The sequence below is a fragment of the Pantoea sp. JZ29 genome (assembly GCF_035190385.1).
Taxonomy (GTDB): Bacteria; Pseudomonadota; Gammaproteobacteria; order Enterobacterales; family Enterobacteriaceae; genus Pantoea; species Pantoea stewartii.
The window spans coordinates 1,204,955-1,217,428 of record NZ_CP045241.1; the positions used below are offsets into that span (position 1 = coordinate 1,204,955).

Annotated in this window: 12 protein-coding genes; 8 read left to right on the forward strand and 4 right to left on the reverse strand. The window is 56.9% G+C overall.

Annotation, left to right across the window (positions count from 1 at the left end; genetic code table 11):
* Positions 1 to 6: 6 nt before the first annotated feature.
* Both GC090_RS05755 and GC090_RS05760 read left to right on the forward strand, forming a co-directional pair.
* Positions 7 to 1,962, forward strand: coding sequence for a glycoside hydrolase family 127 protein (locus GC090_RS05755; protein WP_324021523.1), 1,956 nt, complete (start codon positions 7 to 9; stop codon positions 1,960 to 1,962).
* Between the two features lie 197 nt (positions 1,963 to 2,159).
* Positions 2,160 to 3,230: an AI-2E family transporter gene (locus GC090_RS05760; protein ID WP_006120437.1), complete on the forward strand. Its 1,071-nt coding sequence runs from the start codon at positions 2,160 to 2,162 to the stop codon at positions 3,228 to 3,230.
* Between the two features lie 37 nt (positions 3,231 to 3,267).
* Here GC090_RS05760 and bcp read toward each other — a convergent pair whose 3' ends face one another.
* Together bcp and GC090_RS05770 are read right to left on the reverse strand one after the other, a co-directional pair.
* Complete coding sequence (bcp, locus tag GC090_RS05765; protein WP_006120436.1) at positions 3,268 to 3,735, reverse strand: thioredoxin-dependent thiol peroxidase; 468 nt, start codon at positions 3,733 to 3,735, stop codon at positions 3,268 to 3,270.
* A 144-nt stretch (positions 3,736 to 3,879) separates the two neighbouring features.
* Positions 3,880 to 4,494 (reverse strand): glycine cleavage system transcriptional repressor, encoded by a 615-nt coding sequence (locus tag GC090_RS05770; RefSeq protein WP_416381877.1) that lies wholly within the window; start codon positions 4,492 to 4,494, stop codon positions 3,880 to 3,882.
* Positions 4,495 to 4,604: 110 nt separating this feature from the next.
* Here GC090_RS05770 and dapA point away from each other — a divergent pair, with 110 nt between their 5' ends.
* The 6 genes from dapA to ypfH all read left to right on the forward strand — a co-directional run bounded on the left by dapA (position 4,605) and on the right by ypfH (position 11,097).
* Entirely contained in the window at positions 4,605 to 5,483 is an 879-nt protein-coding gene (gene dapA / locus GC090_RS05775; RefSeq protein ID WP_033740842.1) for a 4-hydroxy-tetrahydrodipicolinate synthase, read from the forward strand.
* A 14-nt stretch (positions 5,484 to 5,497) separates the two neighbouring features.
* Positions 5,498 to 6,529 (forward strand): outer membrane protein assembly factor BamC, encoded by a 1,032-nt coding sequence (gene bamC, locus GC090_RS05780; RefSeq protein ID WP_033740841.1) that lies wholly within the window; start codon positions 5,498 to 5,500, stop codon positions 6,527 to 6,529.
* 143 nt (positions 6,530 to 6,672) lie between these two features.
* Complete coding sequence (gene purC, locus GC090_RS05785; RefSeq protein WP_033740988.1) at positions 6,673 to 7,386, forward strand: phosphoribosylaminoimidazolesuccinocarboxamide synthase; 714 nt, start codon at positions 6,673 to 6,675, stop codon at positions 7,384 to 7,386.
* 129 nt (positions 7,387 to 7,515) lie between these two features.
* Positions 7,516 to 8,379, forward strand: coding sequence for a KPN_02809 family neutral zinc metallopeptidase (locus GC090_RS05790; RefSeq protein ID WP_006120429.1), 864 nt, complete (start codon positions 7,516 to 7,518; stop codon positions 8,377 to 8,379).
* The gene (locus GC090_RS05795; RefSeq protein WP_324021082.1) at positions 8,376 to 10,343 is read left to right on the forward strand and encodes a tRNA(Met) cytidine acetyltransferase TmcA; all 1,968 of its coding nucleotides are present in this window, start codon (positions 8,376 to 8,378) and stop codon (positions 10,341 to 10,343) included. The genes GC090_RS05790 and GC090_RS05795 overlap by 4 nt, the downstream gene beginning before the upstream one ends.
* Positions 10,344 to 10,416: 73 nt before the next feature.
* The gene (ypfH, locus tag GC090_RS05800) at positions 10,417 to 11,097 is read left to right on the forward strand and encodes an esterase (protein WP_324021084.1); all 681 of its coding nucleotides are present in this window, start codon (positions 10,417 to 10,419) and stop codon (positions 11,095 to 11,097) included.
* 37 nt (positions 11,098 to 11,134) lie between these two features.
* Here ypfH and GC090_RS05805 read toward each other — a convergent pair whose 3' ends face one another.
* Together GC090_RS05805 and dapE are read right to left on the reverse strand one after the other, a co-directional pair.
* Positions 11,135 to 11,278 carry a YpfN family protein gene (locus GC090_RS05805; protein WP_191091058.1) on the reverse strand — a complete coding sequence of 48 codons (144 nt, stop codon included), beginning with the start codon at positions 11,276 to 11,278 and terminating at the stop codon, positions 11,135 to 11,137.
* A gap of 67 nt (positions 11,279 to 11,345) precedes the next feature.
* Positions 11,346 to 12,473 (reverse strand): succinyl-diaminopimelate desuccinylase, encoded by a 1,128-nt coding sequence (gene dapE, locus GC090_RS05810; protein WP_324021087.1) that lies wholly within the window; start codon positions 12,471 to 12,473, stop codon positions 11,346 to 11,348.
* Between the last annotated feature and the right edge of the window lies 1 nt (position 12,474).

Consider the following 12,474-nt stretch of genomic DNA (forward strand, 5'->3'; position numbering starts at 1 on the left):
AGCATGATGTCTGTAAATGAAGTCGATCTGCATAAGCTCCAGATTCACGATCCGTTTCTTGGTCAGTATCAGCACCTGGTGCGGGACGTGGTGATCCCTTATCAATGGGCCGCGCTTAACGATCGTGTTGACGACGCCGAACCGAGCCATGCCATAGCTAATTTCCGCATTGCGGCGGGCCAGCAGACGGGCGAATTCTATGGGATGGTGTTCCAGGACAGCGACGTGGCAAAGTGGCTGGAAGCCGTGGCCTGGTCACTGTGCCAGAAGCCGGATGCTGAGCTGGAGAAGACCGCCGATGAGGTCATAGAGCTGGTCGCGGCGGCGCAATGTGAGGATGGCTATCTCAACACCTACTTTACGGTAAAAGCCCCGCAGGATCGCTGGACGAATCTGGCCGAGTGTCATGAGCTCTACTGCGCCGGACATATGATTGAGGCGGGCGTAGCGTTTTTTCAGGCCACCGGCAAACGACGACTGCTGGCGGTGGTGTGCAAACTCGCCGATCACATCGACAGCGTGTTTGGCCCCGGCGAGCAGCAGCTGCACGGTTATCCTGGTCACCCGGAGATCGAACTGGCGCTGATGCGGCTGTATGACGTGACCCAGGAGCCGCGCTACATGGCGCTGGCCGACTATTTTGTCACGCAGCGGGGAACGCAGCCGCACTTCTATGATGATGAGTACCAGAAGCGTGGTCAGACGTCGTACTGGCACACCTATGGGCCCGCGTGGATGATCAAGGACAAGGCTTACAGCCAGGCGCACCAACCTCTTGCGGAACAGCAGCAGGCGGTGGGGCACGCCGTGCGCTTTGTCTATCTGATGACCGGTGTCGCGCACCTCGCACGGCTGAGCCAGGATGAATCGAAACGACAGGACTGTCTGCGTCTGTGGCACAACATGGCGCAGCGACAGCTCTATATTACCGGCGGCATCGGTTCGCAGAGCAGCGGTGAAGCGTTCAGTAGCGATTACGACTTACCGAACGATACGGTTTATGCCGAAAGCTGTGCCTCGATTGGGCTGATGATGTTTGCCCGTCGCATGCTGGAAATGGAGGCGGACAGCCAGTACGCCGATGTCATGGAGCGCGCCCTGTATAACACAGTACTGGGTGGTATGGCGCTGGACGGAAAACATTTCTTTTACGTCAATCCGCTGGAAGTCCATCCGAAAAGCCTGCCTTTTAATCATATTTACGATCATGTGAAACCGGTTCGTCAGCGCTGGTTCGGCTGTGCCTGCTGCCCACCCAATATCGCCCGTTTGCTGACCTCTCTCGGCCACTATATTTATACGCCGCGCGAGGATGCGCTGTTTATCAATCTCTATATTGGTAACCGGGTCGAGATCCCGGTTGGCAATGAAACGTTGGGCCTGAGGATCAGCGGTAATCTTCCCTGGCAGGAAACCGTCACGATCACCATCGATTCCACCCAGCCTGTGAACCATACGCTGGCCTTGCGCCTGCCCGACTGGTGTACGTCGCCGCAGATAACCTGTAACGGGACGGAAGTGAACGAGGCGGCGTGCAAAGGTTACCTGTATCTGACCCGTCACTGGCAGGAAGGCGATACGGTAACGTTAACCCTGCCCATGCCGGTGCGCCGGGTTTACGGCAATCCGCTGGTGCGCCATGTGGCGGGCAAGGTGGCCGTTCAGCGCGGGCCCTTGATCTATTGCCTGGAACAGGCGGATAACGGCGAGCAGTTACATAATCTGTGGCTGCCTGCGTCGGCGACATTCCGTACCTTTGCAGGGAAGGGGGTCTTTGCGCACAAGGTGCTGATTCAGGCGGAAGGGATCAGAAAAGCGGCGGGTGAACCTGAGCAACAGCTGCTGTGGCATTACGATCAGGCACCTGCGCTGGCGCAACCCCAGACCTTAACCTTTATTCCCTGGTTCTGTTGGGCCAATCGCGGAGAAGGGGAGATGCGTATCTGGGTGAATGAGGCATAACGGCGTCATCTCTGCCAGCAGCCGGGCCCGGTGCCCGGTCTGAATTGCCGCAGGCGCGATCTGATTCGTAGCGTCTGCGGTGTTCAACGGTCTGCCGCCAGCGGCGAGGATTTTTCGTCAGCGTGGTTTTCGCGCCTTTTCAGCCCCCAAATATCCGGTACAATCGTGGCCCCTTATGACGTCATGGACCCAACGGCATGCTGGCTTTATTGATTCAATGGTACAAACGCCGTTTTAGCGACCCACAGGCGATTGGCCTGCTGGTGATTCTGCTGGCGGGATTTTGCATTCTGTTCTTCCTGAGTGGCCTGCTGGCACCGTTGCTGGTGGCCGTGGTTCTTGCTTATCTGCTTGAGTGGCCAACCGTGCGCCTGCAACGTATTGGCTGCACGCGCAGCTGGGCCACCAGCATTGTGTTGGTGCTGTTTGCCGGCATCCTGCTGGTGTTAGTGCTGATCGTCGCGCCTGTGGCGTGGCAGCAGGGCATTAACCTGACGCGGGATCTGCCTAACATGCTCAACAAGCTCTATCTCTACGCGGCCGGTTTGCCCCGACGTTTCCCGGCGCTGGTCGATGCCGGCATTATTGATGTGATTGTCGAGAACCTGCGTGGTCGTCTGAGCGGCGTGGGTGACTCACTGGTGAAATACTCACTGGCCTCGCTGGTCGGGTTGATGACGCTGATGATTTATCTGGTGCTGGTGCCCCTGATGGTGTTCTTTCTGCTGAAAGACAAAGACCAGATGCTGAACGCCGTGCGACGTGTTCTGCCGCGAAACCGTGGTCTGGCCGCCGAGGTGTGGCAGGAAATGAATCAGCAAATCACCAACTATATTCGTGGCAAGGTGCTGGAGATGATCGTCGTCGGCATCGCCAGCTGGCTGGCGTTTCTGTATCTCGGTCTCAACTACTCTCTGCTGCTGGCGGTGCTGGTGGGCATATCGGTCCTGATTCCCTATATTGGGGCCATGCTGGTAACGATACCGGTCATTGGCGTCGCCCTGTTTCAGTGGGGGCTGGGCACGGAATTCTGGACATTGCTGACCGTCTATCTGGTCATCCAGGCGCTGGACGGCAATGTGTTAGTTCCGGTGTTGTTCTCCGAAGCGGTTAATTTGCATCCGCTGGTGATTATATTATCCGTGGTGATCTTTGGTGGGTTATGGGGCTTCTGGGGCGTATTTTTTGCGATTCCGCTCGCCACGCTGGTGAAGGCGGTGGTGCACGCCTGGCCGGATGCCACGCTTGACGAAACGCTGAGTCGGTAAACAATCAGGGCGCGGTTTTCACCGCGCCCTGAGAGGCTCATGCAGACTTAAGATAGTCCATCACGATGTCGTGGTGATTGGACGTTTTGAAATCGTCGAACACTTTTTCAATCTTGCCGTTGGCATCGACCAGGAAACTGATGCGGTGGATGCCGTCGTAGGTTTTACCCATAAAGGTTTTTTCACCCCAGACGCCAAACTGCTGGCATACCTGGTGATCTTCGTCCGACAGCAGCGTGAAGTTAAGCAGCTCTTTTTCTGCAAAACGTGACAGCTTTTCCGGTTTATCCGTACTGATTCCCAGGACTTCAACGCCCGCCTTTTTTAGCTCATCCATGTTGTCACGCAGACCACATGCCTGAACAGTACAGCCTGGCGTCATGGCTTTAGGGTAAAAGTAGACCAGAACGCGCTGACCCTGGAAGTCGGCTAAATTCACTTGTTCGCCATCCTGATCGGGCAAGCTAAATTTCGGTGCGGTATCACCGGCTTTCAGTGGATTCATCACATCTCTCCATTTTTTCGGTTCATGCTGTGGTTAATACACCATGAGGCGAGAAACAGCCAAATGGAAAATTATCAATTTCAGACGGTTTCCTCACCTGACCGTACTTTTAACGTAGCAGAACAGTCTGCGAGGCGCTCGTCTTTACCTGCCGGGTACAACCAGTTCGTGGGTGTCCGCATCGCTCAGACTGTAAAGCCGTAACGAACCCTGTGCATTCAGTTCCTGACATAACGCATTAAACGCCAGTTCAAATGCCGGGCCGTCGCTGCGCGTCGGGCTGTGTGCCGTCATCTGAATATAGAGTGTGGCGGGCTTGCCGTGTTGAGCAGGCTGAATACGTGAAACCAGTTCCGCAATGTTCATCTGGTTCTTATCGGTGAGATCCGTAAAGCGCTCAATGATATGCGGTGAGTCAGCCACCTCGACCTGGATAAAGGCCGTGTCGGGCATCGGTGGGCGTGCGGTAGCGTGCGTACGCTTCATCACGATCAGCAGTTCCAGCTCTGCGCCTTTGAGCGGGAGCGTGGACTCAATCAGCGTGATCGCGTTCCAGCTGCCGGACAGCAGCATAATGAACGTGAATTCATCCCCAAGCATGGCAAGGCGACTGTCTTCGATGTTGCAACCGCAACTGCTGACGTGGCGAGTAATCGTATTAACGATACCCGGACGGTCAACACCCAGAGCGGTGATCACCAAGTGATGGGGTTGAGATTGCGACAAAATAGGATTCCCTGTGCATTTGCTAATAACCATAAGGTAAACATAAAAAAAACTGCTGACAAGCGCGGGAATAGCGGAGCTTGCTTGCTTTTCCCTAAGTGTAAACCGTACCATGAAGCACTTGTTTGTCGAGGGGATCGCCAATGTTTACGGGAAGTATTGTTGCACTCGTTACGCCGATGGATGACAAAGGTAATGTCTGCCGTGCGAGTTTGAAAAAACTGATTGATTACCATGTCGCCAGCGGTACTGCGGCGATCGTTTCCGTCGGCACCACCGGCGAATCAGCCACCCTGAGCCATGAAGAACATGGTGATGTGGTGCTGCAAACCCTGGATCTGGCGGATGGGCGTATTCCCGTGATTGCCGGCACCGGCGCCAATGCGACAGCGGAAGGCATCTCGCTGACCAAACGATTTGAAAATTCAGGCGTTGTTGGCTGCCTGACGGTCACACCTTACTATAATCGTCCTACCCAGGAAGGCTTATACCAGCACTTTAAAGCGATTGCCGAGAGCACCAGCCTGCCGCAGATGCTGTATAACGTCCCTTCCCGTACCGGTTGTGATATGTTGCCGGAAACCGTTGCCCGCCTCGCTGAAATCAAAAATATTATCGGAATCAAAGAGGCAACCGGGAACTTATCGCGTGTCAGCCAGATCCAAGAGCTGGTTGATGATGCGTTCATCCTGGTGAGTGGCGACGACGCCAGCGCACTGGACTTTATGCAACTGGGCGGTAACGGCGTCATTTCGGTGACGGCAAACGTAGCAGCACGCGAAATGGCCGAACTGTGCAAACTGGCACAGCAGGGCAATTTCGTTGAAGCTCGCCGTCTGAATCAGCGTCTGATGCACCTGCATCAGACGCTTTTCTGTGAACCTAATCCAATCCCGGTTAAATGGGCGGCAAAACAGCTAGGATTAATCGCTAATGACACGCTGCGTCTGCCAATGACGCCACTGACGGCGGTTGCACAGCCAAAAGTGGAGCAGGCGCTGGTGAAAGCGGGTTTGCGATAATTTAGGGAGTGTGAATGAATTACTCAGTAAAGCGGTCAACGATTGCAACGGTGGTGGGGCTTTCCACCCTGATGCTGTTGTCGGCCTGTTCGAACGATCAGCGTTATAAGCGCCAGGTCAGCGGTGATGAATCTTACCTGCAGGCCAGCGGGCTGCGTGAGTTAAAAGCGCCGCCGGGCATGATTCTGCCTGTTCAGAACGGCGAATACGATATCCCACCGTCAACCAGTCAGGCACCGGTTGGCAAGCAGCTGGATATCCGTCCACCGGCGCAGCCGCTGGCCTTGATGAACGGCTCACGCGCGCAGTTCAGCAATAACACCGGCGCACTGATTTTCGACAACAACCGTGGATCAATTTGGTCGCAGGTTGTGGGCGTTGTGCAGGCGAAAAACTTCCCGATTGCGTCGCGCAATGACGCCGGACAGCAGCTGACCACCGACTGGGTGCAGTGGAACCGCGCAGATGAAGACAAGCAATATCGCGGGCGTTACCAGATCAGTGTGAAATCACAGAGCTATCAGCAGGTGCTGACCGTGCGTCTGCTGGAACTGCAGCAGGAAGGCACTAACATCACCTCGCCAGAGCAGATCCAACGCTATACCGCGCAGATGCTGAATGAGATTGCGGCGGGCATGGACAAGGTTGCCACGGCGAATGAAAACGCCGCAGCGGGCCGCGTGAACGGTGCGATTGATGTGCAGAGTGCAGCGGATGATACCGGCCTGCCTATGCTGGTATTACGTACGCCGTTCAACGTCGCCTGGCAGCGCCTGCCTGCGGCAATGAAACGCGTCGGCATGGACGTCACGGACACGACCCGTTCAACCGGCAGCATGAAAGTGACCTACAAAGCGCCGGGCAGCAGCACCTGGGACAGCCTTGGCGCCAAAGATCCTGAACTGCCAAACGGCGATTACAAGGTTCAGGTTGGCGATCTCGATAACCGAACCAGTCTGCAATTCATTGATCCTAAAGGCCATGTGCTGACGCAGGCGCAAAATGATGCGCTGGTGTCGGTGTTCCAGGCCGCAATGAACAAATAAAATTACCCCAGGCCGGAGATTCTCCGGCCTTTTTATTTTGTTTTTTGGCATAATAGCGCACGTCGAGGTAATCGATTGCGTCACGGCAATCGACCTGAATATGTTGCCTCAGAACCGGATCTTTCATGTTTGGAGTTAATAAGATGCAAAAGCGAGCTGAGTTGTATCGCGGTAAAGCGAAAACCGTATACAGCACCGATAACCCGGATCTGCTGATACTTGAGTTCCGCAACGATACATCAGCAGGCGATGGTGCCCGCATCGAGCAGTTTGATCGCAAAGGCATGGTCAACAATAAGTTCAACCATTTCATCATGACGAAGCTGCAGGAAGCGGGCATTCCGACGCAGATGGAAGCCCTGCTGTCGGATAACGAAGCGCTGGTGAAAAAGCTTGAGATGGTACCGGTAGAATGCGTCGTTCGTAACCGCGCAGCGGGTTCGCTGGTTAAGCGCCTGGGCGTTGAAGAGGGCATGGTACTGAATCCCCCGCTGTTCGACCTGTTCCTGAAGGATGACGAGAAGCATGACCCGATGGTCAACGAATCCTACTGCGAAACCTTTGGCTGGGTCAGTAAAGAAAACCTGGCGCGGATGCGAGAGCTGACGTACAAGGCGAACGACGTACTGAGCAAACTGTTTGATGATGCCGGGCTGATCCTGGTGGACTTCAAGCTGGAGTTTGGCCTGTTTAAAGGCGAGGTCGTGCTGGGTGATGAATTCTCCCCGGACGGTGCGCGCCTGTGGGACAAAGAAACGCTGGATAAAATGGACAAAGACCGCTTCCGTCAGAGCCTGGGTGGCCTGATTGAAGCTTACGAAGCGGTGGCCCGTCGCCTGGGCGTGAAGCTGGACTGAGTCTGCCCTTCGTCTGCCGGCAAAAGGAGAGCGCGGGCTCTCCTTTTTCATTTTGGTGGAAAGCTGGTGATTGCGGCCCCACACAACTAAAATCATGCCATCTGCATAACAGGCCACAGGGAGCAAAACATGCGCTGGCAAGGACGTCGCGAAAGCGACAATGTTGAAGACCGCCGTAATCAGTCATCAGGCATGGGAGGAGGACGCATTCCTCTGCCACGCGGTAAAGCGGGCATTATCATGCTGATTCTGGTCGCCGTCGCGGGTTATTACGGTTATGACCTGACGCCGTTGCTGACGGGCGGCGAGGCGACGCCGGGTAGCCAACAGCAACAGCGCAGCGCCGATCCCCATCAGGATGAAGCGGCCAAATTTACCTCGGTCATTCTGGCGACGACCGAAGATACCTGGGACAAGCTGTTCAGACAAATGCATAAGCAGTACACGCCACCCAAACTGGTAATGTATCGCGGTGCCACGCGCACCGGCTGCGGGACCGGGCAGTCGGTTATGGGACCGTTTTATTGCCCGGCAGACCAGACCGTCTACATCGATCTTTCGTTCTATGACGAAATGAAACACAAACTGGGCGCAGGCGGTGATTTTGCGCAGGGTTATGTGATTGCACACGAAGTCGGCCACCATGTGCAGAAGCTGCTGGGCATTGAGCCCCGTGTACGCCAGATGCAGCAGGGCGCCAGCCAAAGCCAGATCAATCAGCTGTCCGTTAAAATGGAACTTCAGGCCGACTGCTTTGCCGGCGTCTGGGGCCACTATATGGAACAGGAGAAGATCCTTGAGGTGGGCGATTTGCAGGAAGCCCTGAATGCCGCCGAAGCTATTGGCGACGATCGCCTGCAGCAGAAAAGTCAGGGGCGCGTGGTGCCCGACAGCTTTACCCATGGTACATCGCAACAGCGCTATACCTGGTTTAAGCGTGGCTTTGACACCGGCAATCCTGGCCAGTGCGATACCTTCGCCGGTAAAGGATGACGCTGGCGGCCGCCAGCCGCGCGATGGCGTCGGCGGGCATACGGCGGGTAGCCGTTATCAGTGGTGATGCTGACTACAGCCTGACGATGGCTGCGCGCTGGTTCGACGCACTGGCGGGCGACTGGCTGTGCCTGAGTGACGTCCCTCTCGGCCCCGGCCCGCATTGTGTGCCAGCGGCGTTCCGTACCTTACTGGGGCGTGAGTTTCATCATGCCGTCTTCGATGCCCGATCGGGCTTTCATGCCGAGGCATTCGCCGCGCTGGCGGGCACGCTGACGGCTGGCAGCTGGCTGCTGCTGTTAGTGCCGCCGTGGCGACAGTGGCCACAGCAACCCGACGCGGACAGCCTGCGTTGGGCCGACGTCAGCGAACCCATTGCCACACCTCACTTTATCCGCCATCTGCAACGCCTGATCGAACAGGATGCGCAGGGACTCTTACTGCGGCAGCCGTCGCCACTTAACGTGCCCGACTGGCCAGCCTTACCGGAATGGCACAGTCAGGCAACCGTCCAGCAGCAGACAATCCTATGCCAGCTGAACGGCCTTTCTGCAGGCGTGGCGGTCCTGACCGCTGCACGCGGCAGAGGGAAATCGGCTCTGGCCGGGATGCTCGCCCGCCAGAACACACGTTGCCTTATTACCGCCCCGGCAAAAGTGGCCACGGGCGTCCTGTCTGCCTTCGCGGGTGAGCACTACCGCTTTATGGCGCCCGATGCCATTCTGGCTCTGGAAACCGTGCCAGACGTTGACTGGCTTATTGTCGATGAGGCGGCGGCGATTCCCGCACCGCTGCTGCATGCGCTGGTAGCGCGTTTTCGTCGCGTGTTGCTGGTAACGACCATTCAGGGTTATGAAGGCAGCGGACGTGGCTTCATGCTGAAGTTTTGTGCGGAGCTGGAGCAGGTGCGCCATTTTACGCTGGATGAACCGCTGCGCTGGGCGCTCAACGATCCGCTGGAAAACTGGCTGAATCAGGCGCTACTGTTTGAAGAAACGCCCGATATGCCCCCTGCGAGAGTGGGCGGTCCGCGTCGGGCGGAACGCACGGATATGCCCGCCTTACGGGCGGCTTATCAGCTGCTTACCAGCGCTCATTATCGCACCTCACCGCTGGATTTACGCCGTCTGCTGGATGCGCCAGGTATGCACCTGTGGCTGGCGGGCACTGTCCCGGCATTGCAGGGCGCGCTCTGGCTGGTGGAAGAGGGCGGACTGAGCGAGGCGTTAGCTCAGGCAGTATGGGCGGGCCACAGACGGCCGCGCGGCAATCTGGTGGCGCAGTCACTGGCGGCCCATGCCGGTTTCACCGACGCCGCCACGCTGCGGGCTTTACGTATCAGCCGGATTGCCGTGGCACCTCGCGGACGCCGTCAGGGAACCGGCAGGCAACTGGTCACGGCGGCCTGCGCGGCGGCGACCGGATACGACTATATCTCGGTGAGTTTCGGCTACACTGAAGCGTTATGGGCGTTTTGGCGCGCCTGTGGCTTTACGTTAGCGCGCATTGGCAGCCAGCGCGAAGCCAGCAGTGGTTGCTATGCCGCGATGGCGCTGCTGGGACTGACGTCGTCCGGCAGGCAGTTGCAGCAGAAAGCGGCGCAGCAGCTGGCGCGGGACTGGTCATTTCTCAGCGCACATATACCACTGGCATTGCCCTTGTCCGCAGCCGATGACTGCGCGTTTACCCCGTTTGATGCCCGGCTCGCAGCCGGGTTCGCCTGGGCACAACGCCCGTTTGAAGCAAGCCTGGCGGTGCTCCAGCGTCTGGTCATTGTCAGCCAGGCTCCGTTACGCCTTCTCAGGCAGGCCGTCAGGGCCGACACCAATCTGTCCCGGCTGGCGCAGACCGCGCAGCTAAACGGACGCAAGGCGTTAATCACCGCACTGCGCGCGGAAGCCGCAGAAGCACTTCTGGCGTTGCAAAGCATTGATGGCGAAGGGTTTCGTCAGCAATTGCAATAAATCCACCAACTCGTTCAAATATTCCCAATATGATCCTGCGCCAGGGCGCGTAGAGTAGTAGCAGGAGGTCGATATGACACTGAGATATGTAATTGTTCAGCAACCCCCAAAAGTTGCCCAGCTGTTTTTGCTTTACCATGCCGTGGGTGATAACCCTGACGCCATGGGGGAAATTGGCAGCTGGTTTGCGAAAATCTTCCCTGCGGCGCTGGTCGTGTCGGTGGGATCGCCAGGGCCTGGCGGTCAATGGTTTAGTGAGGCCGGACTTCATGATAAAAGCGAGCAGCAGTGCGTTAACGCCAGTATGCCGCAGTTTGTTGAGTCCGTTCGTCACTGGCAGCAGCAGAGCGGCATAAGTCCGGAAGCCACGGCGCTGGTCGGGTTTTCACAGGGCGGAAGCATGGTGCTGGAGGGCATCAAAGCGCACAACGATCTGGCGGGCCGCGCAGTGGTGTTCAGCGGACGTTTTATTACCCTGCCGGAGAGCGCCAGCACCCGCACGACGGTGCATCTGATTCATGGCGATTATGATGACCGCGTGCCACTGGCACATGCTCATCAGGCCGAACAGCGTTTAACCGCACTCGGCGGTGACGTCACGCTGAATGTTGTGGACGATCTGGCCCACGCCATCGACCACCGCAGCATGAATTTTGCCCTGCATCATCTGCAGTACACGGTGCCGAAACGCTACTTTGACGAGGCGTTGGGCGGGGCTAAACCCGGCGATGATGATGTGATTATGACAATGTAACCGGGCACGCCCTCGCGACCGCGAGGGCGCAAACGCGTTATTTCTTCTTCGGCCAGTCTTCGTCGTCATCCCATTTGTCGTTGAAATCACGATGAGGCGGGAGATCGGGCTTGTTATCCATAAACTTTTTGTGATCGATGCGTTTCAAATCCTTATACACATTCATCAGCACACCGACCATCAGCAGGACCACCAGGATCCACCAGTAATCTTTAATAAACTCCACAGGCCCGCTCCTTTCCTCGCTGTCAGGCGATCAATTGTTCCATGATGCGTTGATACATCCGGCTCAGCATCTGCAAATCGGATGCTTTCACGCACTCGTTGATTTTGTGAATCGTGGCATTCACAGGCCCCAGTTCGACCACCTGCGACCCCATGCGGGCAATAAAACGCCCATCAGAGGTGCCACCAGACGTCTGCAACTGCGGCTTAATTTCATTATAGTGCGTAACGGCGTTGACTACGGCATCCACCAGTTTACCGCGTGACGTCAGGAAGGGCTGACCGGACAGCTTCCATTCAATGGTGTAGCGCAACTGATGGCGATCCAGCAGTTCTGTCACACGTTGCTGGATCAGGCTGTCGGTGAGTTCGGTACTGAAGCGGAAATTGAACTGCACGAACAGTTCACCGGGGATCACGTTATTGCTGCCGGTGCCTGCCTGGATATTGGCGATCTGCATACTGGTGGCCGGGAAGAACGCGTTGCCCTGATCCCATTCGGTCGCCACCAGTTCATTCAGCGCGGGCATCGCGCGGTGTACCGGATTATCGGCAAGCTGTGGGTAGGCCACATGGCCCTGTACCCCATGTACCGTCAGGTTAGCCGTAATCGAGCCACGGCGGCCGTTTTTCACGACGTCGCCCACGATTTCGCTGCTGGAGGGTTCGCCGACCAGGCAATAATCGAGACGTTCGTTACGCGCCATCAGCCGCTCGACCACTTTGACCGTGCCGTTGGTGCCGCTGGCTTCTTCGTCAGAAGTAATCAGAAACGCCAGTCGCCCTTTGTGGTGAGGATTGACTGCGACAAAACGTTCTGCGGCAACCACCATGGCGGCCAGCGAGCCTTTCATGTCGGCAGCACCACGACCAAACAACATGCCGTCGCGAATGGTCGGCTCAAATGGCGGATTGATCCAGCGGCTGGCGTCACCCGGTGGCACCACATCGGTATGACCAGCAAAGGCCAGGGTTTCCCCTTCACCGCGCGTAGCCCAGAAGTTCAGCGTGTCGTCGATGTTCATGGTTTCGATGTGGAAGCCGATTGCCTGCAGGCGGGCAATCAGCAGCGCCTGGCATCCGGCGTCATCGGGGCTGAGAGAGGGACGACGAATAAGCTGCTGCGTCAGCTCAATGACCGGACAAAACATA

What these genes read in the sequence shown, in the direction of transcription:
- GC090_RS05755 (WP_324021523.1), top strand. Translation starts at nt 7, where the DNA reads ATGTCTGTAAATGAAGTCGATCTGCATAAGCTCCAGATTCACGATCCG.
- GC090_RS05760 (WP_006120437.1), top strand. Translation starts at nt 2,160, where the DNA reads ATGCTGGCTTTATTGATTCAATGGTACAAACGCCGTTTTAGCGACCCA.
- bcp (WP_006120436.1), bottom strand. Translation starts at nt 3,735, where the DNA reads ATGAATCCACTGAAAGCCGGTGATACCGCACCGAAATTTAGCTTGCCC.
- GC090_RS05770 (WP_416381877.1), bottom strand. Translation starts at nt 4,494, where the DNA reads ATGGTTATTAGCAAATGCACAGGGAATCCTATTTTGTCGCAATCTCAA.
- dapA (WP_033740842.1), top strand. Translation starts at nt 4,605, where the DNA reads ATGTTTACGGGAAGTATTGTTGCACTCGTTACGCCGATGGATGACAAA.
- bamC (WP_033740841.1), top strand. Translation starts at nt 5,498, where the DNA reads ATGAATTACTCAGTAAAGCGGTCAACGATTGCAACGGTGGTGGGGCTT.
- purC (WP_033740988.1), top strand. Translation starts at nt 6,673, where the DNA reads ATGCAAAAGCGAGCTGAGTTGTATCGCGGTAAAGCGAAAACCGTATAC.
- GC090_RS05790 (WP_006120429.1), top strand. Translation starts at nt 7,516, where the DNA reads ATGCGCTGGCAAGGACGTCGCGAAAGCGACAATGTTGAAGACCGCCGT.
- GC090_RS05795 (WP_324021082.1), top strand. Translation starts at nt 8,376, where the DNA reads ATGACGCTGGCGGCCGCCAGCCGCGCGATGGCGTCGGCGGGCATACGG.
- ypfH (WP_324021084.1), top strand. Translation starts at nt 10,417, where the DNA reads ATGACACTGAGATATGTAATTGTTCAGCAACCCCCAAAAGTTGCCCAG.
- GC090_RS05805 (WP_191091058.1), bottom strand. Translation starts at nt 11,278, where the DNA reads ATGGTCGGTGTGCTGATGAATGTGTATAAGGATTTGAAACGCATCGAT.
- dapE (WP_324021087.1), bottom strand. Translation starts at nt 12,473, where the DNA reads ATGTTTTGTCCGGTCATTGAGCTGACGCAGCAGCTTATTCGTCGTCCC.